Annotated in this window: 25 protein-coding genes and 4 tRNA genes; 17 read left to right on the forward strand and 12 right to left on the reverse strand. The window is 73.5% G+C overall.

Annotated elements, in window-relative coordinates:
- Positions 1-50: 50 nt before the first annotated feature.
- Complete coding sequence (locus AB5970_RS09315) at positions 51-497, reverse strand: hypothetical protein (protein WP_370503655.1); 447 nt, start codon at positions 495-497, stop codon at positions 51-53.
- A 177-nt stretch (positions 498-674) separates the two neighbouring features.
- Between AB5970_RS09315 and AB5970_RS09320 the strand changes: the two genes are divergently transcribed.
- Positions 675-1,079, forward strand: a complete 405-nt coding sequence (locus AB5970_RS09320) for a hypothetical protein (protein ID WP_370503656.1) — start codon at positions 675-677, stop codon at positions 1,077-1,079.
- A gap of 13 nt (positions 1,080-1,092) precedes the next feature.
- Here the strand turns inward: AB5970_RS09320 and AB5970_RS09325 are convergent, their stop codons facing one another.
- The 4 genes from AB5970_RS09325 to AB5970_RS09340 form a co-directional block, all read right to left on the reverse strand.
- Positions 1,093-1,365: a metal-sensitive transcriptional regulator gene (locus AB5970_RS09325; RefSeq protein ID WP_370503657.1), complete on the reverse strand. Its 273-nt coding sequence runs from the start codon at positions 1,363-1,365 to the stop codon at positions 1,093-1,095.
- Positions 1,366-1,564: 199 nt separating this feature from the next.
- Positions 1,565-3,280, reverse strand: a complete 1,716-nt coding sequence (locus tag AB5970_RS09330; protein WP_370503658.1) for an FAD-dependent oxidoreductase — start codon at positions 3,278-3,280, stop codon at positions 1,565-1,567.
- Positions 3,281-3,331: 51 nt separating this feature from the next.
- Positions 3,332-4,303 carry a diguanylate cyclase domain-containing protein gene (locus tag AB5970_RS09335; RefSeq protein WP_370503659.1) on the reverse strand — a complete coding sequence of 324 codons (972 nt, stop codon included), beginning with the start codon at positions 4,301-4,303 and terminating at the stop codon, positions 3,332-3,334.
- Between the two features lie 101 nt (positions 4,304-4,404).
- Positions 4,405-4,803 carry a hypothetical protein gene (locus tag AB5970_RS09340; RefSeq protein WP_370503660.1) on the reverse strand — a complete coding sequence of 133 codons (399 nt, stop codon included), beginning with the start codon at positions 4,801-4,803 and terminating at the stop codon, positions 4,405-4,407.
- Positions 4,804-4,977: 174 nt separating this feature from the next.
- Between AB5970_RS09340 and AB5970_RS09345 the strand changes: the two genes are divergently transcribed.
- Positions 4,978-5,247: a hypothetical protein gene (locus AB5970_RS09345; protein WP_370503661.1), complete on the forward strand. Its 270-nt coding sequence runs from the start codon at positions 4,978-4,980 to the stop codon at positions 5,245-5,247.
- Between the two features lie 83 nt (positions 5,248-5,330).
- Positions 5,331-7,022 carry a SulP family inorganic anion transporter gene (locus AB5970_RS09350; protein WP_370503662.1) on the forward strand — a complete coding sequence of 564 codons (1,692 nt, stop codon included), beginning with the start codon at positions 5,331-5,333 and terminating at the stop codon, positions 7,020-7,022.
- An 11-nt stretch (positions 7,023-7,033) separates the two neighbouring features.
- On the opposite strand, the gene AB5970_RS09355 is transcribed toward AB5970_RS09350, so the two are convergent.
- The 5 genes from AB5970_RS09355 to AB5970_RS09375 form a co-directional block, all read right to left on the reverse strand.
- Positions 7,034-8,161 carry an alanine/ornithine racemase family PLP-dependent enzyme gene (locus AB5970_RS09355; protein WP_370503663.1) on the reverse strand — a complete coding sequence of 376 codons (1,128 nt, stop codon included), beginning with the start codon at positions 8,159-8,161 and terminating at the stop codon, positions 7,034-7,036.
- Positions 8,158-9,336, reverse strand: a complete 1,179-nt coding sequence (locus AB5970_RS09360; protein WP_370503664.1) for a DUF1611 domain-containing protein — start codon at positions 9,334-9,336, stop codon at positions 8,158-8,160. The genes AB5970_RS09355 and AB5970_RS09360 overlap by 4 nt, the downstream gene beginning before the upstream one ends.
- 281 nt (positions 9,337-9,617) lie before the next feature.
- Positions 9,618-9,692 (reverse strand) — tRNA-Val (locus tag AB5970_RS09365).
- Positions 9,693-9,727: 35 nt separating this feature from the next.
- A tRNA-Cys gene (locus AB5970_RS09370) sits at positions 9,728-9,798 on the reverse strand.
- Between the two features lie 55 nt (positions 9,799-9,853).
- A tRNA-Gly gene (locus AB5970_RS09375) sits at positions 9,854-9,925 on the reverse strand.
- 146 nt (positions 9,926-10,071) lie between these two features.
- On the opposite strand from AB5970_RS09375, the gene AB5970_RS09380 reads away from it, so the two are divergent.
- Positions 10,072-11,148 carry a chorismate-binding protein gene (locus tag AB5970_RS09380; protein ID WP_370503665.1) on the forward strand — a complete coding sequence of 359 codons (1,077 nt, stop codon included), beginning with the start codon at positions 10,072-10,074 and terminating at the stop codon, positions 11,146-11,148.
- Between the two features lie 4 nt (positions 11,149-11,152).
- Positions 11,153-12,016, forward strand: coding sequence for an aminotransferase class IV (locus tag AB5970_RS09385; protein WP_370503666.1), 864 nt, complete (start codon positions 11,153-11,155; stop codon positions 12,014-12,016).
- Positions 12,017-12,077: 61 nt separating this feature from the next.
- Here the strand turns inward: AB5970_RS09385 and AB5970_RS09390 are convergent, their stop codons facing one another.
- Positions 12,078-12,467 (reverse strand): SsgA family sporulation/cell division regulator, encoded by a 390-nt coding sequence (locus AB5970_RS09390; RefSeq protein WP_370503667.1) that lies wholly within the window; start codon positions 12,465-12,467, stop codon positions 12,078-12,080.
- 328 nt (positions 12,468-12,795) lie between these two features.
- On the opposite strand from AB5970_RS09390, the gene AB5970_RS09395 reads away from it, so the two are divergent.
- The 9 genes from AB5970_RS09395 (at position 12,796) to AB5970_RS09435 (ending at position 20,679) form a co-directional block, all read left to right on the forward strand.
- Positions 12,796-12,868, forward strand: a tRNA-Val gene (locus AB5970_RS09395).
- A 132-nt stretch (positions 12,869-13,000) separates the two neighbouring features.
- Entirely contained in the window at positions 13,001-15,013 is a 2,013-nt protein-coding gene (gene thrS / locus AB5970_RS09400) for a threonine--tRNA ligase (protein WP_370503668.1), read from the forward strand.
- A gap of 3 nt (positions 15,014-15,016) precedes the next feature.
- Positions 15,017-15,577: an HIT family protein gene (locus tag AB5970_RS09405; RefSeq protein ID WP_370503669.1), complete on the forward strand. Its 561-nt coding sequence runs from the start codon at positions 15,017-15,019 to the stop codon at positions 15,575-15,577.
- Between the two features lie 7 nt (positions 15,578-15,584).
- On the forward strand, positions 15,585-16,196 hold the full coding sequence (gene pgsA, locus AB5970_RS09410; protein ID WP_370503670.1) for a phosphatidylinositol phosphate synthase: 612 nt from the start codon (positions 15,585-15,587) through the stop codon (positions 16,194-16,196).
- Positions 16,193-17,146, forward strand: a complete 954-nt coding sequence (locus AB5970_RS09415) for a phosphatidylinositol mannoside acyltransferase (protein ID WP_370503671.1) — start codon at positions 16,193-16,195, stop codon at positions 17,144-17,146. Before pgsA ends, AB5970_RS09415 begins: the two co-directional genes overlap by 4 nt.
- A complete protein-coding gene (locus tag AB5970_RS09420) occupies positions 17,143-18,369 on the forward strand; it encodes a glycosyltransferase family 4 protein (RefSeq protein ID WP_432205895.1) in 1,227 nt (408 codons plus the stop codon). The genes AB5970_RS09415 and AB5970_RS09420 overlap by 4 nt, the downstream gene beginning before the upstream one ends.
- Positions 18,366-19,022: a hypothetical protein gene (locus tag AB5970_RS09425; RefSeq protein WP_370503672.1), complete on the forward strand. Its 657-nt coding sequence runs from the start codon at positions 18,366-18,368 to the stop codon at positions 19,020-19,022. Before AB5970_RS09420 ends, AB5970_RS09425 begins: the two co-directional genes overlap by 4 nt.
- Before the next feature lie 107 nt (positions 19,023-19,129).
- Entirely contained in the window at positions 19,130-20,053 is a 924-nt protein-coding gene (gene pdxS / locus AB5970_RS09430; protein ID WP_370503673.1) for a pyridoxal 5'-phosphate synthase lyase subunit PdxS, read from the forward strand.
- A 14-nt stretch (positions 20,054-20,067) separates the two neighbouring features.
- On the forward strand, positions 20,068-20,679 hold the full coding sequence (locus AB5970_RS09435; RefSeq protein WP_370503674.1) for an NUDIX hydrolase: 612 nt from the start codon (positions 20,068-20,070) through the stop codon (positions 20,677-20,679).
- Position 20,680: 1 nt separating this feature from the next.
- Here AB5970_RS09435 and AB5970_RS09440 read toward each other — a convergent pair whose 3' ends face one another.
- Positions 20,681-21,319: a hypothetical protein gene (locus tag AB5970_RS09440; protein ID WP_370503675.1), complete on the reverse strand. Its 639-nt coding sequence runs from the start codon at positions 21,317-21,319 to the stop codon at positions 20,681-20,683.
- A gap of 825 nt (positions 21,320-22,144) precedes the next feature.
- Between AB5970_RS09440 and pdxT the strand changes: the two genes are divergently transcribed.
- The 3 genes from pdxT to ruvC all read left to right on the forward strand — a co-directional run.
- Positions 22,145-22,744 (forward strand): pyridoxal 5'-phosphate synthase glutaminase subunit PdxT, encoded by a 600-nt coding sequence (gene pdxT / locus AB5970_RS09445; protein WP_370503676.1) that lies wholly within the window; start codon positions 22,145-22,147, stop codon positions 22,742-22,744.
- Positions 22,745-22,802: 58 nt separating this feature from the next.
- Positions 22,803-23,558: a YebC/PmpR family DNA-binding transcriptional regulator gene (locus AB5970_RS09450; protein WP_370503677.1), complete on the forward strand. Its 756-nt coding sequence runs from the start codon at positions 22,803-22,805 to the stop codon at positions 23,556-23,558.
- Positions 23,559-23,677: 119 nt separating this feature from the next.
- The coding region (gene ruvC / locus AB5970_RS09455; RefSeq protein WP_370503678.1) for a crossover junction endodeoxyribonuclease RuvC at positions 23,678-24,189 on the forward strand (512 nt) is incomplete at its 3' end.

Genomic DNA, 24,189 nt, shown 5'->3' on the forward strand with positions numbered 1-24,189 from the left:
TATACCGAGCCCCGAGGCGGCAGATAGGGCGGGGTGGTCCGCGCGCGCGATCAGCGAGGGCGGCGGCCCGGCGTCGCGACCGCGACCACGATGCCGATCAGGCTGCCGACGATCCCCAGGGCGAGCACGATGCGCACGACGAGCTCCCAGTCGAACGACTGCCCCTCGAAGGCGAACGGGAACGTCCGCCACAGGGCGACGAGCGGCACCAGTCCCACGGCGGCCACGAGGGCGTCGCCCGCCGCCCGGAGCCACGGCGGGTCGGACACCACGTAGACGAGGTCGGCCACGAGGCCGACGACGATCGCGGCGTTGACCAGCGGCACGACGCGGGCGAACTCCGGCGTGAGGAACGGCACGACGTGCCAGCCCGGACTGACGTTGACGAGCCACAGGAGCACGCCGTTGACCAGCGCCCCGACGAGGTAGCCGGTCCGCCGGACGGATCGCGACCGGCGCGCCCGCGCGGGCGTCCGTGCTGTGCCGACGGTGCTCACGGGACGCTCCCTCCCTTGCGGCGACCTCCTCACGAGGCTCCCGCCGAGCTCGCGTGCCGCACAGGGCCGAAGGCCACCGGGTGCGGTGGCCCGCGCGGCAGGGTCGGTGGTCCCTGTCCCCGGGTCGCGGCCGGTGCTTTGCTCGGGAGACGGGGACCGAGCCCGAGAGGAGCAGCCATGACGGGGACGGTGCTGGGGCGTGCGGAACGCCCGTGGCTGGCGGCCTGGTTCGGGATCGCGGGTCTCGCGGTCGCCAACGGAGCCTTCCGCGAGCGGCTGCTCGTGCCCCGCCTGGGCACGCAGCGGGCGCACCAGGTCTCGACGGGCCTGCTCCTCCTGGGCATCTGGGGGACGGCGGCGGCGCTGGCCCGCGTCCGGCCGCTGCCCGATGGACGCTCGGCGGCGCGCGTCGGCGCGGCATGGGCCGGGTCCACGCTCGCGCTCGAGACCGGGCTCGGGCTCGCGCGGCGGGTCCCGCCGGCGGAGCTCGTCGCCGACTACGACCTGAGGGCCGGACGGCTGTGGGCCCTCGTGCCGGTCAGCATGGCGGTGGCGCCGGTGGTGTGCGCGTCACGACCGTGACGCGTCCGCCCGCTCAGGCGAGCGAGAGGAAGAGCTTCTCGAGCTTCTGCACGTCCAGGGTGGCGGGCTCGCCGTCGACGTCGGGCCGGGTCAGGCACTGGCGCATGCCGGACGCGATGATCGCGAACCCGGCGCGGTCGAGGGCGCGGGAGACCGCGGACAGCTGGGTGACGACGTCCTCGCAGTCGCGGCCCTCGTCGAGCATGCGCACGACGGCGGCGAGCTGGCCCTGGGCGCGCTTGAGCCGGTTGGAGACCTTCGACATCTCGTCCTTGTCCAGCTCCATGCGGGTTCTCCTTGGTCAGGCGGGGCTGAGCGAGCAGGGGGTGGGGATCAGCGGCAGGTGCACTGCTGGGCGCGCGGGACGTCGGCCATCACGTCGTCGACGTGCTTGCCGCAGCCGGTCCAGGTGACCTTGCCGCAGGCGGAGCATCGGGCGGGTGAGCACATCGGGGTTCTCCTTGTTCCGGGGGTGGCGTGAGCGATCAGGCGACGAGGTCGGGGCGGACGGCGGTGAGGGTGAGCCAGCCGCCGGACAGGTTGCGGGCGTCCAGGCCCTCGGCGAGCAGGACGCGGGTGGCCAGGTGCGAGCGGACGCCGGAGGCGCAGTGCACGCTGACCGGGCGACCAGCGGCGGCGGAGCGGACCTCGTCGAGGCGGCCGCGCAGCTCGGTGTGGGGGACGTGCAGCGCGCCCTTGAGGTGCCCGCGGTCGAACTCGGCGACCGACCGGACGTCCAGGACGAGCGTGTCCGCCAGGGCGTCGTCCAGGTCGGCCGGGTGCCACTGCGGCAGGGTCCCGTCGAGGACGTTCTGGGCGACGAAGCCCAGCATGTTCACGGGGTCCTTGGCCGCACCGTAGGGCGGCGCGTAGGCGAGCTCGAGCTCGGCCAGGTCGTCGGCGGTCATCCCCGCGCGCAGGGCGGTGGCCAGGACGTCGATGCGCTTGTCGACGCCCGCGCGCCCGACGGCCTGGGCACCGAGCAGGCGCCCGTCGGGAGCGAACGTGGCGACGAGGTGGACCTGCTCGGCGCCGGGGAACCAGCCGGCGTGGTGCCCGGGGTGGATGCGGACCACCTCGTGGGCCAGCCCGGCGCGGGCGAGCGCCGCCTGGCTCGGGCCGGTGACGGCCGCGGTCAGGCCGAACACGCGCACGATCGCGGTGCCCAGGACCGCAGCCTGCGGGGTCGTGCGGCGGCCGAGCATCGAGTCCGCGGCGCGTCGACCCTGGCGGTTGGCGGGGCCGGCCAGCGGCACCGGTCCGACCGCCCCGGTGACGGCCTGGACCACCTCGACGGCGTCGCCGACGGCCCACACGTTCGGGTCGGAGGTCCGCTGGTCCTCGTCGACGCGGATGGCGCCCTGGCGTCCGAGCTCCAGCCCGGCGTCCGCCGCCAGCCCGCTCGCCGGACGGACCCCGACGTTGACCAGGACGAGGTCGGCCCCCACCGTCGTGCCGTCCGACAGCTCGATGCGGAGCGCGTCGTCGGTGCCCGGGGTGATGGAGCGGGCGGAGACCCCCAGGTGCAGGCCGACGCCGTGCGCCCGGAGCTCCGCGGCCAGCAGGGGTGCCAGCTCGGCATCCAGCGGAGGCAGCACCTGGTCGGCGAGCTCGACGACGTCCACCTCGAGCCCGCGGGTCACCAGCGCCTCGACCGCCTCGAGGCCGATGAAGCCGGCGCCGACGACCACGGCACGCGGTCGCCCGGCACCCCGCCGAGCCGTGAGCAGCCGGGCGACGTGCTCGTCGACGGCGTCCAGGTCGGGCAGGGTCCGCAGCGCGTGCACGCCGGGGTGGTCCAGGCCCTCGACCGGCGGGCGCACCGCGACGGCGCCGGGGGACAGCAGCAGCGCGTCGTAGGGCAGCGCGTAGGAGCCGTCGGCGGTGGTCACCGCCACGGTGCGGGCAGCCCGGTCGATCGCCGTGACGCGGCTGTCGGTGCGCACGTCCAGCGCGAGCGACGCCCCCAGCGAGGCGGGCGTGTGCAGCAGCAGGTCGTCGCGGTGCTCGATCTCGCCGGACAGCCGGTAGGGGAGCCCGCAGCCGGCGAACGACACGTACGAGGACTGCTCGAGAACGACGATCTCCGCCCGCTCGTCGAGGCGCCGCGCCCGGGCCGCCGCGCTCATCCCGCCGGCGACGCCGCCCACGACGACGATCCGGCGGGGATCGGTCACGGCGATCTGAGCTGCTTCAGGCATGCGGAGACGATACCCTGGGGGGTATCGACCGACCAAATCGCCGTGCGTTCCTCAGACGTCCCGGGAGGGGCCGCTCGGGGCCGTGACGGCCTTCTCGTTGCGCATGCTCCGCTGCAGGTCCTGGAGCAGGAGCGGGACGTCGGCCCATCCCTGCAGGCTGACGGCGGCCACCGCCCGGACCCGCGGCCACTCGCCGTCGGCGAAGCCGGGGGGACTCGGGCGCAGCGCGCGGAGCGCCGTCCGACGCAGGTCCTCGGCGACCTCACGGGCGCGTTCGTCCGGGACCGCGGGCAGCACGGCCGCGACGAGGATCTCGTCGTCCCCGAGCCGCCCGAGCACGCAGCCCCTCGGGAACGCGCCCGTGAGGGCCTGCGCCATGGTGCCCAGCACGCGGTCGCCGTGGGGGAGCCCGTGGATCGCGTTGAGCAGGCCGAACGCCGCGACGTCCACCAGCGTCACCGCGAGTCGTCGACGGGAGTCGCGGATCTCGCGCGCCCAGGAGTCGAGCGTGTGCTCGAGCGTGTGGCGGTTGACCAGCCCGGTGGTGCGGTCGCGCATGCCCTGGTCGGCGAGCGCCGCGGCGAGCGCGTGCACGAGCTCGGCCGTGCCGGTCGCCGACCAGACGTCCGCGCGGACGACGACGTCCTCGAACCGGGACTCGGGCGGCCGGGCCATCGCGAGCAGCGCCGCCTCGACGACGGACGACGCCGGGTCGACCACCAGCGGCCGCCAGTCGGCCACGGCTCGCGCGGGCCGGCGCGTGAGCACCGCCCGGCCGTAGCCGAGCCGACCCGCCATCCCGGCGTTGAACCGCGAGCGGGTGAGGAGCCCGATCCGGCTCCGGTCGGCGTGGTCGATGACGCCGATCCGCAGCAGGGCCGGGTCGAGGAAGAGCGGTTCGACCTCGTGCACGGGCATCTCGGCGTCGATGACCCGCATCGGGACCGCGAGGGTCGCGACGGGGGAGGTGGGCGGGACGGCGCCGGAGCGCAGGTCACGCAGGAGGGTCTGGACATCGGCCACAGGCACAGGGTCGGCGATGACGTCGCAGGTCATGAGCGTGTTCGTCGACTCGCCCGGCAACGTTCACGGGCGCGACACCTGCCTGGGTGGGCGCCCGCCGGTCACGCGGGAGGACCGTCGTCCCACGCCGCGACCTGCGTGCCGACGGCGAGCGCCATCGCCTCGAGGTCGCGCCGAGCACGTCGGTGCGACGCCGAGGCGTGCGCCGTCGCGCCCACGCCATGGGGCTCCGTGGTGGCGTCGGCGGTCAGCACCAGCAGGGTTCGACGCGCGCCCATGGGAACGAGGTGCGCCGCGACGCGGAAGTCCACGCCCTCCCATCGCCCGGACCCGTCGGCGGCCTCCGCGGGGGTGACCGCGTCGAGCACGACGTCGGTGTGCTCGAAGTGCCAGACCGCGTCCTGGTCCGGCCCGGTGGCGGCGACGGTCGTCAGGGCCCGCCACGCGACGTCGGTCGACACGGGGAGCTCGATGCTGGCGGCCGTCTCCTTCGGGATCACGGGTCGCCTCCGTTCCTCAGCGCGCGTCTCGTCATCATGGGCGCGTCGGGGCGGTTGGTCCAGTGCGTCGGCACCGGGCTCGGGCCCGTCGCCGCCTCCAGGCGGTCACCCAGTGGTCACCCGAGGTTCACCCGGGCCGAGCAGCATGGGCCGGAGCCGTCACGGAGGAGCGCCATGCGAGTCGAACGGGGTCGGGCGCACCACGCGCCGACCGTCGTGCCCGAACCTGTCTACGTCGTCGAGTTCTGGACGAACGGCAGCGAGAGCGAGAGGTGGCGGGTGGTCGACGCGGAGGACGTCGACGACGTCATGGACTGGGCGCGCAGCCGACAGCTCGGCCGCGTCCTGTCGGTCAGCATCGAGCACCTCGACGAGCACGGGACGTCCGTCCTGCGGCTGCTGGGACCGTCCCGGGCACCGGCCAGAGCCGTGCGCTCGGCGTGAGCCGCCGGGCCGGGTCGCACGCCGCCGAGCACGGGGACGTCCGGCCCGGGCGGGCGTCGGAGGCCGGGTCCTAGGCTCGAGAGATGGACCGCGGGCGGGTCGCAGGGCTGTTCCCCGGCGTCGGCGTCGCCCGGCGCTACGAGCGGGCATGGCTGCGACCGGACCTCGTCGCGGGCGCCTCCCTCGTCGCAGTCGCCATCCCCGCCGGCATGGCGTACGCCGCGGCCGCCGGCCTGCCGCCGGTCACCGGCCTGTACGCGACGATCGTCCCGCTGCTGGTCTACGCGCTCGTCGGCCCCACGCGGGTGCTCGTCCTCGGGCCCGACTCGTCGCTCGCGCCGATGATCGGCGCCGCGGTGCTGCCTCTCGCGCTCGGCGACCCGGACCGTTCCGTCGCTCTGGCCGGCATGCTGGCGGTCCTCATGGGCCTGATGCTCATCGCCGGCCGCGTGCTGCGGCTCGGGTTCCTCACCGGACTGCTGTCGATGCCGATCCGGGTGGGGTACATGAACGGGATCGCGCTGGTGGTCATCGCCGGCCAGGTGCCCAGGCTGCTCGGCATCTCGGTGCCCGCCGGCTCGGTCTGGGAGCACGTCGGCCAGACGGTCGCGGCCGTCGCCGACGGCGAGGCCGACCCCGTGGCGGCGGCGATCGGCGTCGTGTCGCTCGCGGTCATCGTCGCGGCGCGGGCGCTCGGCGCCACCGCCAAGGGCATCGTGCTGGCGGTCGTCGGTGCGACCGTCGTGACCGCAGTCCTCGGTCTGGCGGATCAGATCCCCGTCGTCGGCGCGCTGCCGTCCGGCCTGCCCGCACCCGCCCTCGCGGGCCTCGAGCCCGCCGACGTGCTCGCGCTGATCGGTCCGGCGGCGGGCATCGCGCTCATCACGTTCGCCGACACCGCCGTGCTCTCGCGCGCCCTGGGCGGACGCAGGGGTGAGACCGTCGACGGCAGCCAGGAGATGGGCGCGCTGGGCGCCGCGAACCTCGCGACCGGGCTGCTCGGCGGGTTCCCCGTCTCCGGCAGCGCGTCACGCACGCCCGTCGCGGTCCAGGCGGGCGCCCGCACCCAGCTCACCGGCGTCGTCGCGGCCGTGCTGCTCGTCGCGTTCATGCTGGTCGCCCCCGGACTGCCGGCGTACCTGCCGTCCGCCACGCTGGCTGCGGTCGTCATCGCCGCCGCGTCGTCGTTCGTCGACGTGCACACCCTCGTCCGGCTGGTGCGGATGAGCCGGAGCGACGCGGCGCTGCTGGTCGCGGCGTTCCTCGGCGTGGCGTTCGTCGGCGTGCTGCAGGGCATCCTCGTGGCCGTCGCCCTCTCGCTCGCGGTGTTCGTGCGCCGGGCGTGGGAGCCGTACCGCGCCGAGCTGGTGAGCGTCGAGGGCGTCCCGGGATTCCACGACCTCAGCCGGCACCCCGAGGGCGAGCGGATCCCCGGCCTGGTGATCGCGCGGTTCGACGCGCCCCTCTTCTTCGCCAACGGCGACGTGTTCGACACCTGGGTGCGGCAGCTCGTCGCCGACGCTCCGGCACCGGTGCGCCGCGTCATCATCGCCGCCGAGCCGATCACGGGCCTCGACACGACCGCGCTCGACGAGCTCGTCGAGCTGGACGACCACCTCGCCGCGCTCGGCGTCGACCTGGTCTTCGCGGAGATGAAGGGCCCCGTCAAGGACCGTCTGGTGCGCTTCGGCGTCGGCAGCCGGTTCGGCCCGGACCACTTCTACCCCACGGTGCACAACGCCGTGCGCGCCTTCCGGGTGGAGAGCGAGCAGTGACCTCGTCCGGGTCAGGCCGACGAAGCCCGACCAGGTGGGTCCGCAGCGAGGCCGCCCGGTGCCCGCAGGTCCGGGAGACCGCCGTGTTCGGCCCGGGCGACGAACGGTGAGGTCATCGCCCGGACCAGCGCGCCGTAGCCGAGCCGGAAGCTGATCTCGTCGCCCACCGCGATGCGCACGTCCCCGGTGTCGAGGACCAGGTGGTCGCTGCTCATCCCGAGCACGGAGATCCCGTCCGGCGGGGTGAGGCCGTCGAGGTCGACGTCCTGACGACCGAGAGCCACGATCGCCTGGCGCAGGGTCCCGCGCGTGGTCCGGGCCGGTGGCGCCCCGTAGGCGGCCTCGGCGCGTGCTCCCCAGGGCTGTGCCGGCTTGTCGGCCGCCTCGATGACCTCGCCGACCAGGGTGAACGCGTCCGTGCTGAGGCCGGCGACCGGTGCCCGTCGGAGGGGCTCGGTGCCGAGCAGGATCGCCTCGCCGAGGCGCAGCTCGTTGGTGCGCCCGAGCCGGGTGGTCGTCAGTGCCCAGTCCAGGTTGGCCGAGTTGCCGCTGGAGACGACGTCGAGGTCGAGGTGGTGCTGCGACTCGGTCCGATCGACGAGCCGGTGCAGCACGCCCATGTTCGTGTCGTCGGGCACGACGCCGTTCTGGCAGGCCAGGTTGGCGCCGAGCCCCGCCAGCCGGAGCGACCGAGATCGCAGGACGACCCCGACGGCCGCGGCCAGGTCGTTGACCGCGATGCCCTCGCGCAGGTCGCCCAGCTCGACCATGAGGATCACGTCGTGGCGGTTCCCTGCGTGCCTCGCGGCGTCGTCGAGAGCCGCGATGACGGCCGGTTCGGTGTTGAGGCTGGTCGCCGCGGAGCGGACCACCCGGGGCACCTGGCTGAGCATGGGGGAGCGGATCAGGGTGCGGGGCACCGACCCGTCCAGGCCCGCCAGGCGTGCGAGGTTGTCGACCCGGGAGTCACCCAGTCCGACGGCCCCGCCGCGGAGCATCGCGGCGGCGATCGCGGGCGAGCCGAGGGTCGCCTTGGTGACTCCGAGCACCCGGACGTGGCGAGCCGCCAGCCGGCCCACGAGGACGCGGGTGTTGCGCTCCACCCGATCGAGGTCGATCTCGATCCGGGGAGCAGTCACCCACGAAGGGTCAGGTGGGGTGCAACCGTCGGGGCCAGCTGCGGGAACGCGCTCAGGACCATGTCGACGAGGTCCTGCCCGGGCCGGGTCAGCGGGTCGGTGACCGGGAGGCCCAGCTCCCGACGGTGGGCCTCGATCGACTCGTCCAGCTCGAGGGCGGTCATCTCCTCGTGGTTGATGGTCACCCCGATCACGCGGGTGTCGGCGAAGGCCTCGATCATCGCGATCTCGCTGGCGACGGTCGGCATGGGCATCATCGGGAAGTCGCCGAGCACCGTGCGCTTCGGCGCGTGCTGCACGATCACACCCTGCGGGCGGCTGCCTCGAAGGATGTGTCCCGACGTCAGGTAGGCCGGGTGGCTCAGTGCGCCCTGCCCCTCGACGACGATCACGTCGGGGTCCTCGCCCTCGAACGCGGCGACGACCTGGTGCTCGACCTCGCCCGAGCAGAACTGCGGGACGAGGGCGTCCAGGGCGACGCCGTACTTGCCGCCCTGGATGAGCGTGGTCTGGCCGGTGCCGACCATGACGGCGTTGATCCCGCGCGCGTTCAGGGCCTGGACCAGCAACGTCGCGGTGGTGCGCTTGCCGATCGCTCCGTCGGTGCCCAGCACCGCGATCCGGGGGCAGGTCACGTCGAAGATCCGGCCGGAGAACAGGTGCAGGTCCCGGGTGTCCTTCGGGCGCCGCACATCGGTGATGGTCACCCCGGCGATCAGCGCGGCGGCCACGAACTCGGCATCGTCGTTCAGGAACTCGTGCAGGCCGTTGATGACGTGCATGCCGCGGGCGATCCCGTCGAGGAGCACGATCCGTTGGGCCTCGGACAGCAGGCCGTCGGCCGGCGCGAGACCGCAGATGAGGTAGTCCGGGACCGACCCGGCGTCGGCGACCGCCTCGGCCAGCGTGGCCACGATCGGGATGCCGTTCGGGGTCCCGTCCAGGAATGCCCCGGCGTCGGCGCCTGCGCACCTGCTGTCGATGACGCTGAGGATCTCGTACTTCTCCGAGTGCCGGACCAGGCCGTTCCCGGTCTTGCCGTCCTGCTCGCCGAACTGGCCCTCGCAGTAGACCACCGCGGTCGACCCGACCGGGAGGTCGAAGGGAGCGGCCGGCACCGCCTCGTCCGGACGTCGCAACGCATCGAGCGGGAGGTTGTTCGTGAGCGCAGACATGTGGTCCCTCTGAGAAGGCTCAGAGGAGGCGACGGGATCGTGGCCGGGCGTGAGCCCAACGGTCAACGAGTGGTCTGCACTGAGTGCCGGCAAGGTTGCCGACAGCTCGGACAGTAGCCCGTCGACACCGACATCCCCGCATCGCTGCGCGGACGCGGCCCTGGACCTGAGCGCCGTGGGAGCTGCGGGGCTGTTCGCCTCGCGCCGCCGTCGTCGCTCCCGGAGCAAGGAGAAAGGCCGCTCCGGAGTCTTCCGGAACGGCCTCTGACCTGCGGTGATGCTGGTGGGCGATACTGGGATCGAACCAGTGACCTCTTCCGTGTCAGGGAAGCGCGCTACCGCTGCGCCAATCGCCCGGGGATCAAGCCGGGGTACTGCATCAGGTGATACGAGGTGGAGATGGGATTCGAACCCACGTATACGGCTTTGCAGGCCGCTGCCTCGCCTCTCGGCCACTCCACCCTGAGACCGCAGTCCTCAGCGGCTGCGGTCAGCCGATCAGGAGTGTCTGCCTCCGAGCGGACGACGGGATTCGAACCCGCGACCCTCACCTTGGCAAGGTGATGCTCTACCACTGAGCCACGTCCGCACAGCACGTCCCCCCGGCATTCACCGGTGTTCCGTGTGCGTCCCGAACTCTAACTGACGATCTCCGCGAGAGTCCAACTGGCTCCGGGCACCCGGGTGATCGTGCGGATCACGGGGTGGCGGAGCCCGGATCGGTAGCGTGTGCGGGTGCCCGAGCCGAGCGTGAGTCCCCGTGGCGTCGCGTGGTTCGCGGGCGTCGAGGCGGCCGGCGTCGTCGAGGTGGTGGACGTCCGCGCGCAGCCCGAGCGGCTCGCCGCGCCGGGCTGGTGGGCCGTCGTCGGCGACTTCGAGGGCAGGGTGCGGGCCTGGCGGTTCGCGCGGGCGGGCGCGTCGGCCGGCGCCGGCGAGGGCGGCTGGTCCGGCCCGGACCCGGCCGACTGGTCGTCGTCGCTGGATCGCGCGGGGTACGTCGCTGCAGTTCAGCGTGTTCGCGCCCACATCCAGGACGGGGACGTCTACCAGGCGAACCTCTGCCGCGTGCTGAGTGCGCCGCTGCCGGCCGCGGACCGCGAGCCCGACGCGCGGGCTCTCGGTCGGGTGCTCGACGCCGGCAACCCCGCGCCGTTCTCCGGCGGCGTCCACGTGCCCGGACAGGTGTGGGTGGTCACGGCGTCGCCGGAGCTGTTCCTGCGCGTGGAGGACGGCGTGGTGTCGTCCGGTCCGATCAAGGGCACCGCAGTGACGGCGGACGCGCTGACCGACAAGGACCGGGCGGAGAACGTGATGATCACCGACCTCGTGCGCAACGACCTGCAGAAGGTCTGCGCGCCGGGCACGGTCGAGGTCACCTCGCTGCTGGGTGAGGAGCATCACCCAGGGCTGGTCCACCTGGTGAGCACGGTGCAGGGGGTGCTCGCCGACGACGTCGCCGGCGCGCCCGACCTCTGGGCCCGGCTCCTGGACGCCACCTACCCGCCCGGCTCGGTGTCGGGCGCGCCCAAGTCGTCGGCGCTGGACATCATCGCGGCGCTCGAGACGCAGCCGCGCGGGCCGTACTGCGGGGCCGTCGGCTGGGTCGAGGTCGCCGAGGACGGGGCGGTGCGGGCCGAGCTGGCGGTCGGCATCCGCACGTTCTGGTGGGCCGACGACGTGCTGCGGTTCGGCACCGGGGCCGGCATCACGTGGGGGAGCGACCCCGAGGCGGAGTGGGCGGAGACCGAGCTCAAGGCCGCCCGACTCGTCGGCCTCGCCTCCGGCGTCGCCGTCGCGCCGATGACAGACTGACCCGATGGGTGTCGTGATCTGGTCGAACGGTCGTCTCCACGGTCCGGAGGACCTCCTGCTCTCCGGCGTCGACCACGGGCTCACCGTCGGCGACGGCGTGTTCGAGACGTGCGCGGTCTACGACGGCACGGCGTTCGCCCTGACCCGGCACCTGCGCCGGCTGAAGAGGTCGGCCCTGGGCATCGGGCTGGCCGAGCCCGACGAGGACGCGGTCCGCGAGGGCGTCGCCGCGGTCCTGGCGGCCGCCGGTCCGGACACCGGGCGCCTGCGCATCACCCTGACGGGCGGCCCGGGTCCGCTGGGCTCGAACCGCTTCGCGCCCGCCGACCAGCGCCAGAGCGTCCTCGTGCTGGCGGGCCCGGGGGTCCGGTCCGAGGTGTCCCGCGTCGTGCGCGTGCCGTGGGTCCGCAACGAGCGGTCGGCGGTGGCGGGGCTCAAGACGACGTCGTACGCGGAGAACGTGGTTGCGGTGTCCGAGGCCTACCGCCGCGGTGCCGACGAGGCGGTGCTCGCCAACACGGTGGGCGACCTGTGCGAGGGCACGGCGTCGAACGTGTTCGTCGAGCGCGGCGGCGAGCTGGTGACCCCTCCGCTGTCCAGCGGCTGCCTGGCCGGCATCACGCGCGAGCTCCTGCTGGAGTGGTCCGCCGCGGCCGGCCTGCCCGTGCGGGAGGCCGAGCCGGGGGAGCTGCGGTACGAGGTGCTGGACGAGGTGGGTGACGGCACGACGCACCTGATGATGAGCGGCTCGATCCGCAACGTGTCGCCCGTGGTCAGCCTCGACGGGGCGGACGTCGCCGCCGGACCGATCTCCCTGGAGGCGCAACGGCTGTTCCAGGCACGGCTGGCGGACGACCTCGACCCCTGACGGGCCCGGACATACGACGACCGGCCCCGCCAGAGGCGGAACCGGTCGCAGTGAGCTGGGGTCAGGCAGTCAGGAGAGCGGCGATCAGCGCGGTGATCTCGCCTTCCATCCGGTCGCTCTCGGTCCCCAGAGGCACGAGCGCCTCGGTACCGGCGAGGAACCGCTCGATCGGCTCGGTGGGGGCGGCGAGGAGCGCGCTGCCCTCGACCCCGCTGAGCGACACGAGGGTGTAGTCGGGGTCTTCGTCACGCCACACCTGCACGTCACCGGTCCCGGCGGGCGCGTCGGCCGTCGCGTGCATCCCCAACGAGAGGAGCTCGCGGCCGATCAGCCAGGTCGACATGGTGTGCGGGCCGGTAAAGACCGCGCGCACCGTGTAAGGATCGGTGGTTCGGAAGGAGAACTCGGCGCTCACCGGGATCACGCTCGCGTCGGAGCCGATGAGCTGCATGGCGACGACCTCGACGACGTCGTATGTCGAGCTCGTCATCGGGTCCTCCTGTTCGCAAGGGCTGGAGGTCCCATCATGGCAGGCCACGTGCCCGATTGGCCCTGTACGAACCGTGAGTTCACCCGGAGGGACGCGCGCGCGAACGGGGACGCCGGGTGACAGCACCCATCTTGGCGACACCGCACCCCCTTGACGTCGGTGCGATGACCTGCAGTGGTCCCGTTTCGGATTCTCGTGCCGGGCCGGGTAGCATCCTCTCGATGTCACCCGCGGGTGGTCGTCATCCTCGCGCACCGGCGTGTCGCGGAGAGACGGTGCCGGCGGCGACGGGCGATTGGCTCAGTTGGTAGAGCGCCTCGTTCACACCGAGGAGGTCATCGGTTCGAGTCCGGTATCGCCCACTCGAACAGGAGGGGTCGGCCCAGCGGGCCGGCCCCTTCTGGCATGGATAAGGCGTCCGGTGGGCGGCAGGCCCGCCGGTAGCATCGAGGGGCTCGCCGCCAGGGCGAGCGGCCACGAAGGAGGCTGTACCGGTGCCCGAGCTCATCACCCTCACCGTCGACGGGATCGCGACCACGGTGGAGCCGGGGACGACGGGCACCGACCTGTACTCCTCCCGGCGCGACGTCGTCGTCGCCCGCGTGGACGGCGAGCTGCGCGACCTGCACCTGCCGCTGGCCGACGGTGCGGTCGTGGAGGCCGTGACGATCGACGAGCCCGACGGCCTCGCCGTCCTGCGGCACTCGGCGGCGCACGTCCTGGCGCAGGCGGTGCAGGAGGTCAACCCGACCGCCAGGCTGGGCATCGGCCCGCCGATCACCGACGGCTTCTACTACGACTTCGACGTCGAGACCCCGTTCACCCCGGAGGACCTCAAGGCGATCGAGAAGGTCATGGGACGGATCGTCAAGGAGGGCCAGACCTTCCGCCGGTGGGACGTCACCGAGGAGGAGGCGCGCAAGGAGCTGCGCGACGAGCCGTACAAGCTGGAGCTCATCGGCCTCAAGGGCGACCCGCAGGCCGCCGACGGCGCCTCCGTCGAGGTCGGGCTGGGCGGCCTGAGCATCTACCAGAACGTGCGCGGCGCCGGCCGGGAGAGCGAGCAGGTCGTCTGGCAGGACCTCTGCCGCGGCCCGCACATCCCGACCACCCGGCTGCTGGGCAACGGCTTCCAGCTGACCCGCTCGGCGGCCGCGTACTGGCGCGGGTCCGAGAAGAACCCGCAGCTGCAGCGTGTCTACGGCACCGCATGGCCCACCAAGGACGAGCTGCGCGCGTACCTCGAGCGCATCGCCGAGGCGGAGCGTCGCGACCACCGCCGCCTGGGCACCGAGCTGGACCTGTTCTCGTTCCCGGACGAGATCGGCTCCGGCCTGGCCGTGTTCCACCCCAAGGGCGGCGTCGTCCGCATGGAGATGGAGCACTACAGCCGGCTGCGGCACGTCCAGGGCGGGTACGAGTTCGTCAACACCCCCCACATCACCAAGGGCAAGCTGTACGAGATCTCGGGGCACCTCGACTGGTACGCCGACGGCATGTACCCCCCGATGACCCTCGACGAGGAGCGCGACGCCGAGGGGCACGTCCGCAAGGCAGGGCAGCAGTACTACCTCAAGCCGATGAACTGCCCCATGCACAACCTGATCTTCGCGGCGCGGGGGCGGTCGTACCGGGAGCTGCCGCTGCGGCTCTTCGAGTTCGGCACCGTCTACCGGTACGAGAAGTCCGGCGTGGTGCACGGCATGACCCGCGCGCGCGGGTTCACCCAGGACGACGCGCACATCTACTGCACCCGCGAGCAGATGGCGGACGAGCTCACCACGACCCTCACGTTCGTCCTGGACCTGCTCAAGGACTACGGGCTCGACGACTACTACCTGGAGCTGTCGACCAAGAACCCCGACAAGTTCGTCGGGTCCGACGCCGTCTGGGACGAGGCCACCGAGACCCTGCGCCAGGTCGCCGAGGCGTCCGGGCTGGACCTCGTGCCCGACCCGGGCGGCGCCGCGTTCTACGGCCCGAAGATCTCCGTGCAGGTCAAGGACGCCCTCGGTCGCACCTGGCAGATGTCGACGATCCAGCTGGACTTCAACCTGCCCGAGCGGTTCGAGCTGGAGTACACCGCGTCCGACGGCAGCCGGCAGCGGCCGGTGATGATCCACCGGGCGCTGTTCGGCTCGGTCGAGCGGTTCTTCGCGATCCTCACCGAGCACTACGCCGGTGCGTTCCCGGCCTGGCTCGCGCCGGTCCAGGTGCTCGCCGTCCCCGTCGCCGAGCCGTTCGAGCCCTACCTCGACGAGGTGGTGACGCAGCTGCGGGCGCAGGGGATCCGGGCCGAGGTGGACCGCTCCGACGACCGGTTCGGCAAGAAGATCCGCAACGCCAGCACGCAGAAGATCCCGTTCGTGCTCATCGCCGGTGGCGAGGACGCCGACGCCGGGGCCGTGTCGTTCCGCTACCGCGACGGGCGCCAGGACAACGGCGTGCCCGTGGCGGAGGCGATCGAGCGGATCGTCTCGGCGGTGCGCGACCGCGTGCAGGTCTGAGCAGTGGTCGACGGAACAGAGCCCGCCGACGACTTCGCCGGGGTCCCGGACGGTTTCCAGCGACTGTGGACCCCGCACCGGATGGCCTACCTCGGGGGGCAGGACAAGCCCGTCGACCGGGAGGCCGGTGAGGGCTGCCCGTTCTGCCGCATCCCGACGCTCAGCGACGAGGACGGGTTGATCGTCGCGCGCGGCGAGGTCGCGTACGTCGTGCTCAACCTCTACCCGTACAACTCGGGCCACCTGCTCGTCTGCCCGTACCGGCACGTCGCCGACTACACCGAGCTGACCGAGCCCGAGGTGGCCGAGGTGGCCGCGATGACCCGGACGGCGATGAGCGTGCTGCGGCAGGTGTCGGCGCCCCAGGGGTTCAACCTCGGCATGAACCAGGGCGACGTCGCAGGTGCCGGCATCGCGGCGCACCTGCACCAGCACGTGGTGCCACGCTGGGGCGGGGACTCGAACTTCCTGCCGATCGTGGGCCGCAGCCGCGCGCTGCCGGAGCTGCTGGGCGACACGCGGGAGCGGCTGTCCGCCGCGTGGCCCGCCGCGGCGAAGGGATGATCGGCACGTGCTGAACGGACTGCGCGGCGCCATGACGCGCTTCTTCACGCCCATCGCGCGGGTGCTGCTGCGGGCGGGCGTCTCGCCGGACGCGGTGACCATCGGCGGCACGCTCGTCGTCGTGGTCACGGCGCTCTGGGCGTTCCCGACCGGTCACTTCCTGGCCGGCACGCTGATCATCGCGGTCTTCGTGCTCACGGACTCGCTCGACGGGGTCATGGCGCGCCAGGCGGGCCGGTCCGGGCCGTGGGGCGCGTTCCTCGACTCGACCCTGGACCGGTTCGGCGACGGCGCGATCTTCGCGGGGCTCGTCCTGTGGTTCACCGCCGGCGGGGACGACCGCCCGTCCGCGGTGCTCGCGCTCGCCTGCCTGGTGCTGGGATCGATCGTGCCCTACGCCCGCGCCCGCGCCGAGGGGCTCGGCATGACCGCGTCCGGCGGGATCGCCGAGCGCGCGGACCGGCTCGCCCTCGTGCTCGTGGCCACGTTCGCGGTCGGCGTCGGCGCCCCCGCGGTCGTGCTCACGGTCGTGCTCGCGCTGTTGGCCCTGGCGTCGTCCGTGACGATCGTGCAGCGGATGAGCAAGGTCTACCGGCAGGCCGCGCAGGTGACCGAGTGAACGTGGACGTCGCGCGGGCGTACGCCGTCGCGTGGAGGAACGCCGGCAAGCTCCCCGGACCGGTGCTGCGCACGCTCTGCGACGCCGCGGCGGACGTCGCCTGGCTGCGGCACGGCGGCGGGGTGCGGCAGCTGGAGAAGAACCTGGCCCGCGTGCGGCCCGAGCTCGACGCGCGCGCGCTGCGCCGGCTCAGCCGGGCCGGGATGCGCTCCTACATGCGGTACTTCGGCGAGGCGTTCGCCCTGGCGACCCTGCCCCAGGACCAGGTGGACGCCCGCGTGCGTGCCGTGGGCGTCGAGAACCTGCGGGTGCACACCGACCGCGACCAGGCGGTGGTGCTGGCGCTGGGGCACACCGGGAACTGGGACCTGGCCGGCGCCTGGGCGACGCGTGCGGTGGCGCCCGTGACCACCGTGGCCGAGCGGCTCGAGCCGGAGGAGCTCTTCCAGGAGTTCGTGGCGTTCCGCGAGGGGATCGGCATGACGATCTTCGCGCTCACCGGCGACGGGGACGTGTTCCGGGGCCTGGTGCGCGCCGCCCGCGCGGGGGCCGGGCTGCTGCCGCTGCTCGCCGACCGCGACCTGACCGCCAAGGGCGTCGAGGTCGACCTGTTCGGCCACCGGGCGCGGTTCGCCGCCGGACCCGCCGCGCTCTCGATCTCGACCGGGGCGCCGCTGGTCACCACCGTCATCTACTACGAGCGGCTCCGGGGCGCGCAGCGGCGGGCGGCCGGCTCGCCGTGGGGCATCGTCATCCAGTTCAACAAGGCCATCGACGTGCCGCCGGACGTGCCGCGCGCCGACCAGGTGCGGGCGATGACGCAGGCGTGGGTCGACGAGTTCGCGGCGGGCGTGCGGCAGCGCCCGCAGGACTGGCACATGCTGCAGAAGGTCTTCGTCGAGGACCTCGACCCCGTGCGCTACGCCGCGACGGTCGCGAGCGCCGGATGAGCACGCTGAGCGCGGAGCACACCCTGCGGGTCGGCATCGTCTGCCCGTACTCCTACGACGTCCCCGGCGGGGTCCAGTTCCACGTGCGGGACCTGGCGGAGGCCCTGATCGCCCGCGGGCACGAGGTGTCGGTGCTGGTGCCGGCGGACGACGACACGCCGATCCCGCCGTACATGACGGCCGCCGGCCGGGCGATCCCGGTCCGGTACAACGGGGCCGTCGCGCGCATGACGTTCGGGCCGGTCACCGCCAACCGGGTGCGCAGGTGGCTCGCCGCGGGGGAGTTCGACGTGCTGCACCTGCACGAGCCGGTCACGCCGAGCCTGGGCATGCTCGCGCTGTGGATCGCCGACGGACCGATCGTGGCCACGTTCCACACCGCGCTCATCCGGTCCCGGCCGCTCCAGATGGCCTACCCGCTGGTGCGCCAGTCGCTGGAGAAGATCTCCGCGCGGATCGCCGTCTCCGAGGACGCCCGCCGCACGCTGGTCGAGCACATGGGCGGCGACGCCGTGGTGATCCCGAACGGCGTCTACGTCGACGACTTCACCGCGGCGCAGCCGGACGCCCGCTGGACCGGCACGCCCGAGCGCCCGACCATCGCCTTCCTGGGCCGGCTCGACGAGGCCCGCAAGGGTCTGCCCGTGCTGCTCGACGCCGTGCCGGCCGTCCTCGCCCAGATCCCGGGCGCGCGGTTCCTGGTGGCGGGTCGGGGTGACACGGGCCCCGACGAGGTGCGGGAGCTGCTGGGCGAGGAGGCGGCGGCCGCCGTGGAGTTCCTCGGCGGGATCTCCGACGACGAGAAGGCGAGCCTGCTGGCGTCCGTCGACGTGTACTGCGGGCCGCAGACCGGCGGCGAGAGCTTCGGCATCGTGCTGGTCGAGGCCATGAGCGCGGGCGCGACCGTCGTCGCCAGCGACCTCGGGGCGTTCTCGCGCGTGCTCGACGACGGGACCGCGGGCGTGCTGTTCCGCACGGGGGACAGCGCGGACCTGGCGCAGACGCTGGTGCGGGTGCTGCGCGACCCGGCCCTGCGCGCCGACGTGTCCGCGCACGCCCTCGAGGTGGTCCGCCAGTACGACTGGTCGACCGTCACGGACCAGGTGCTCGCGGTGTACGAGATGGTGGTCGAGGGCCGTCACGCGCCGGTGGGCGAGGACCCGTCGTCCGTGCGGGGCGCGCGGCTGCTCGAGCTGCGGCGCGGTCGGGGTGAGTCCCGATGAGGTGGTCCGAGATCACCGTCTACGTGACGATCGTCGTCGCGCTCGCCCTGTGGTGGGTCTGGGTCGCCGCGTCGCGGCTCGACCGGCTGCACCGGAAGGTCACGTCGTCCCGCGCGGTGCTGGACGCGCAGCTGGTCCGGCGCGCGACCGTGGCCGCCGAGCTGGCCACGTCCGGCCTGCTCGACCCCGTGAGCTCGGTGCTCGTGGGGGAGGCCGCCTGGGCCGCGCTGTCCACCGGCACCAACGAGCTGCCCGCCGACCTGCTCGCCCTGGTGGGTCCCGACGACGCCCCGCCGGGCGGCGCGGCCCTGCTGGCCGTGGACCGCGGCAGGATCGAGAGCGAGCTGTCGGCGACCCTGCGCGAGGCGCTCGACGACGCGGACGAGGTGGCCTCCCTGCGCGCCGACCCGGCCGGCGCGGAGCTGGTCGACCTGCTGTCCTCGTCCTGGTACCGGGTGCAGCTGGCTCGGCGGTTCTCCAACGAGGCCGTCGTGCAGACGCTGCGGGCCCGGCGGGGTCCGCTGGTCCGGCTGCTGCGCCTCGCCGGGCACGCGCCCGAGCCGCAGAGCCTCGAGCTGGACGACGCGTGGCCCGAGAACCTGGGCCGGCCCGGCACCCGCAGCGGTCCGGTGGAGACCTCCCCGCCGCGCTGAGACGCGCCCGGAGCGACGTGGCCGACGGACTACGATTGCCCGATCAGGCCGCCGTCTTCGCACGTGGCGGCCCCACCCCGACCGCACCACGATCTGTGAGGCTCGACGTGACCAGCGAGAACAGCCAGCCCACCACCGCGACGCACGCCGGCGTCATCGGCACCGCCCGCGTGAAGCGGGGGATGGCCGAGATGCTCAAGGGCGGCGTCATCATGGACGTCGTCACCGCGGACCAGGCGAAGATCGCCGAGGACGCCGGAGCCGTCGCCGTGATGGCCCTCGAGCGGGTGCCCGCCGACATCCGCGCCCAGGGCGGCGTCGCGCGCATGAGCGACCCCGACCTCATCGACGGCATCATCGAGGCCGTCTCCATCCCCGTCATGGCGAAGGCCCGCATCGGCCACTTCGTCGAGGCGCAGGTGCTGCAGTCCCTCGGCGTCGACTACATCGACGAGTCCGAGGTGCTCACGCCGGCCGACTACGCGCACCACATCGACAAGTGGGGCTTCACGGTCCCCTTCGTCTGCGGTGCCACCAACCTCGGCGAGGCCCTGCGTCGCATCACCGAGGGCGCGGCGATGATCCGCTCCAAGGGCGAGGCCGGCACGGGCGACGTCTCCAACGCGACCACGCACATGCGCACGCTGCGCGACCAGATCCGCCGCCTGACCTCGCTGCCGGAGGACGAGCTGTTCGTCGCCGCCAAGGAGCTGCAGGCGCCGTACGACCTGGTCAAGGAGGTCGCCCAGCTGGGCAAGCTGCCCGTCGTGCTGTTCACCGCCGGCGGCATCGCCACCCCGGCCGACGCCGCGATGATGATGCAGCTGGGCGCCGAGGGCGTGTTCGTCGGCTCGGGCATCTTCAAGTCCGGCAACCCGGCCGAGCGCGCCGCGGCGATCGTCAAGGCGACCACGTTCTTCGACGACCCGGACGTCATCGCGAAGGTGTCGCGCGGCCTCGGCGAGGCCATGGTCGGCATCAACGTCGAGGACGTGCCGGAGCCGCACCGCCTGGCCGAGCGCGGCTGGTGACGCAGGACCACGCAGTGGCAGAGGCCGCGGACGAGCCGTCCGCGGCCTCTGCCGTGTCCGGTCGGTCGAGCGCCGACGGCGGGGGACCGGTGCACGGGCTGGGACCGGAGTGGCGGCGCGGGGACGACGGCCTGCTGTTCCGCCTGGCGGCGCGCGTGATCCTGCTCGACGAGGACGACCGGGTGCTGCTCATCCGCGGCCACGACGTCGACCAGCCCGAGCGCAGCTGGTGGTTCACGGTGGGCGGGGGGCTCGACGACGGCGAGGACTCCCTCGCGGCGGCCGTCCGCGAGGTCCGCGAGGAGACCGGCATCGTGCTCGACGCCACCCAGGTGGTCGGGCCCGTGTTCACGCGGTCCGCGATCTTCGACTTCTTCGCGGAGCACTGCCGCCAGGACGAGATCCTCTACCTCGCGCGCGTGCCCGCGGCGGCCTTCGGCGCCGTCGACCGGGCCGGCTGGACCGAGCTCGAGCACGACGTCATCGACGAGCTGCGCTGGTGGACGCTGGACGACCTCGACCGCGTCGAGCTCGAGGTGTTCCCCGAGACGCTCGTCGACCTGGTGCGCGGGCTGCTGCCCGAGTGGGACGGCGTGACGCGTCACCTGGGGCTCGCGCGCGAGTAGGTCAGGTGACCGCGTTGCGCGTGGTCCAGGCCGGGTCGAGGTGCTCGCCGCGGTCCAGCACCTCGCGGAGCGCGCGCACGGCGGTGACCAGGTCGGCGTGGGTGAGGTACGGGGCGGCGACGCCGAGCCGGACGATGTCGGGCATCCGGAAGTCCCCGACCACCCCGCGGGCGGCCAGCGCCTGCACGATCCCGTACGCGTCGGGGTGCCGCAGCGCCACCTGGGAGCCGCGGAGGTGGTCGGGCTCCGGGGACGCGAACCGAGCGTCGGGCAGGACGTCGGCGATCGCGTCCCGCAGGAAGCGCGTCAGGGAGAGCGACCGCGCCCGGACCGCGTCGATGTCGACGCCGTCGAACGCGCGCAGCGCGACCTCCAGGGCGAGCAGCGACAGCAGGGGCGGCGTCCCGATCCGTGCCCGCGCGATGCCCGGCGGGCCGACGTACTCGTCGGCCATCGCGAACGGCTCCGCGTGCCCGTGCCAGCCGGGGACGACGTTGACGAACCCGTCCTGGTGGCGCGCCGCGACGTAGCCGTACGCGGGCGCGCCAGGCCCGCCGTTGAGGTACTTGTAGCCGCACCCGACGGCGAGGTCGACGCCGTGCGCGTCGAGCCCGACGGCACGGCCCCGGCCGAGTGGCACAGGTCCCAGAGCACGAGCGCGCCGGCGTCGTGGGCGGCCGCCGTGATCCCCGGCAGGTCGAGCAGCTCACCCGTCCGGTAGTCCACGTGGGACAGGACGACGACGGCGACGTCCGGACCGAGGCGTGCCGGGATGGCCGCGGGGGTGGCGTGCTCGACCCGCCAGCCCACCTGTGCCGCCACGCCGGCGATGACGTACTGGTCGGTGGGGAACGAGCCGGGCTCGGTGAGCACGACCGACCGGTCCGGGCGCAGCGCGGCGGCGGCGTGCAGCGACTGGTGCAGGCGCACGCTCGTGGAGTCGCCGACCACCACCTGGCCCGGAGCGGCGCCGACCAGGCGGCCGATCGCGTCGCCCACGCGCGTCGGCGCGTCCCACCAGCCGTGCGTGTTCCACGAGCCGATCAGGTCGCGGCCCCACTGCTCCCGGACCACCGTCTCGACCGCCTCGGGGACGCCCACCGGCAGGGCGCCGAGCGAGTTGCCGTCGAGGTAGACGACGCCGTCGGGCAGCAGGAACCGGGCCCGCAGGTCCGTGGCGGCGTGGGTGGCGTCCAGCGCCCGAGCCTGGGCATCGAGGTCGTCGAGGGTCACGAGCCGCGAGCCTACGACGCCGTCGGGCGACCGTCCGCGTCCGACCCTGCCGCACCTGGTGCGGGCGAGGCGGATGGGGCGGCTGTCGCCGCTCAGGCGCCCCGGGCGTCGCAAGCGCGGCAGGTTCCGACGACGCCCGGGCCGGGCCGGGCCGGTGCGGCGAGGTCCGACGTGCGGGCGGCGGGCGGGCGGCGGGCGGGCCGGGCCGCCACGACGCCTAGACTCGCGCGTCGTGACCGTGACCGTCGGAGTCCTCGCCCTGCAGGGTGACGTGCGCGAGCACGTGCACGCCCTGACCTCCGTGGGAGCGCAGGCGGTGCCCGTGCGGCGGCAGCGCGAGCTCGACGCCGTCGACGCGCTGGTGATCCCCGGCGGGGAGTCGACGACGATCGACAAGCTCCTGCGCGCGTTCGACCTGTTCAGGCCGGTCCAGGAGCGGCTGCGCGCCGGGATGCCCGCCTACGGGTCCTGCGCCGGGATGATCCTGCTGGCCGACCGCGTGATCGGCGGCATCGAGGGGCAGCAGACGCTCGGCGGGGTCGACGTGGCCGTCCGGCGCAACGCGTTCGGTCGCCAGGTGGAGTCGTTCGAGACGGACCTCGCGATCGAGGGCGTCGACGGCCAGGTGCACGCGGTGTTCATCCGGGCGCCCTGGGTCGAGGAGGTCGGTCCGGCCGCCACGGTCCTGGCCCGGGTGGAGACCGGTCCCGCCGCCGGTAGGATCGTGGCCGTCCGCCAGGGCCCGTTGCTCGTGACCTCGTTCCACCCGGAGGTCACCGGCGACACCCGGGTGCACCAACTGTTCGTAGAGATCGTCCGCGAGACCCTGTGATGACCGGCGTCGGAGCCGGCTGCACGGGCGCGCGGGAGACGAAGGGGTAGCTGAAGCGATGTCGGGTCACTCCAAGTGGGCCACCACCAAGCACAAGAAGGCCGTGGTCGACGCCAAGCGGAGCAAGCTCTTCGCGAAGCTCATCAAGAACATCGAGGTGGCCGCGCGCACCGGCGGCGGTGACCTCGCGGGCAACCCCACGCTCTTCGACGCGGTGCAGAAGGCCAAGAAGAACTCGGTCCCCATCGACAACATCAACCGTGCGGTCAAGCGCGGCTCCGGCCAGGAGGCCGGCGGCGCCGACTACACGACGATCATGTACGAGGGCTACGGCTCCGGCGGGGTCGCGGTGCTGGTCGAGTGCCTCACCGACAACCGCAACCGCGCGGCGTCCGACGTGCGCGTGGCGTTCACCCGCAACGGCGGCCAGATGGCCGACCCGGGCTCCGTGTCCTACCTGTTCTCCCGCAAGGGCGTCGTCATCGTCCCCAAGGAGGGCACCGACGAGGACGCGGTCATGGAGGCGGTGCTCGACGCCGGCGGCGAGGAGGTCAACGACCTCGGCGAGGCGTTCGAGGTGCTCTCCGAGGCGACCGACCTGGTGCCGGTCCGCACCGCGCTGCAGAACGCCGGGATCGAGTACGACTCGGCCGACGTCGTGTTCTGGCCCGCCACGCAGATCGAGGTCGACGCCGAGGGCGCGCGCAAGATCCTGCGCCTGATCGACGCGCTCGAGGACTCCGACGACGTGCAGAACGTCTACGCGAACTTCGACGCCTCCGACGAGGTCATGGCGGAGCTCGAGGAGGACTGAGCCGCAGCGGAGCCGACTGACGGCTCCCGGAGGGGCCCGGCCGCGCGGCGGTCGGGCCCCTCCGTCGTCCCGGGCGTGGCCTCCCGGGATCGCGCCGCCCGGGCTGCGACCATGACGGCGTGCGCGTCCTCGGAGTCGACCCCGGCCTGACCCGGTGCGGTCTCGGCGTCGTCGACGGCCTCCCGTCGCGTGGTCTGGCCATGGTCGCCGTCGGCGTCGCGACCTCCGACGCGCTGTGGGACGTGGACCAGCGGCTGCTCTCGATCGAGCGGCAGATCGAGGAGTGGCTCGAGGAGCACGCGCCCGACGCCGTCGCGGTGGAGCGGGTGTTCGCGCAGCAGAACCTGCGCACCGTCATGGGCACGGCGCAGGTGGCGGGCATCGCGATGGTGGCGGCGGCGCGTCGTCGGATCCCGGTCGCGCTGCACACGCCGAGCGAGGTCAAGGCCGCGGTCACCGGCAACGGGCGCGCCGAGAAGGCCCAGGTGCAGACCATGGTGCAGCGGCTGCTCCGGCTCGACGAGCTGCCGCGGCCCGCCGACGCGGCGGACGCCCTCGCGCTCGCCGTGTGCCACCTGTGGCGGCCCGCCGGCGCGCTCGGGGCGCCCCCACTAACTAAAAAAAAAAAAAA

Source organism: Cellulomonas sp. ICMP 17802, assembly GCF_041295535.1.
Lineage (GTDB): Bacteria > Actinomycetota > Actinomycetes > Actinomycetales > Cellulomonadaceae > Cellulomonas.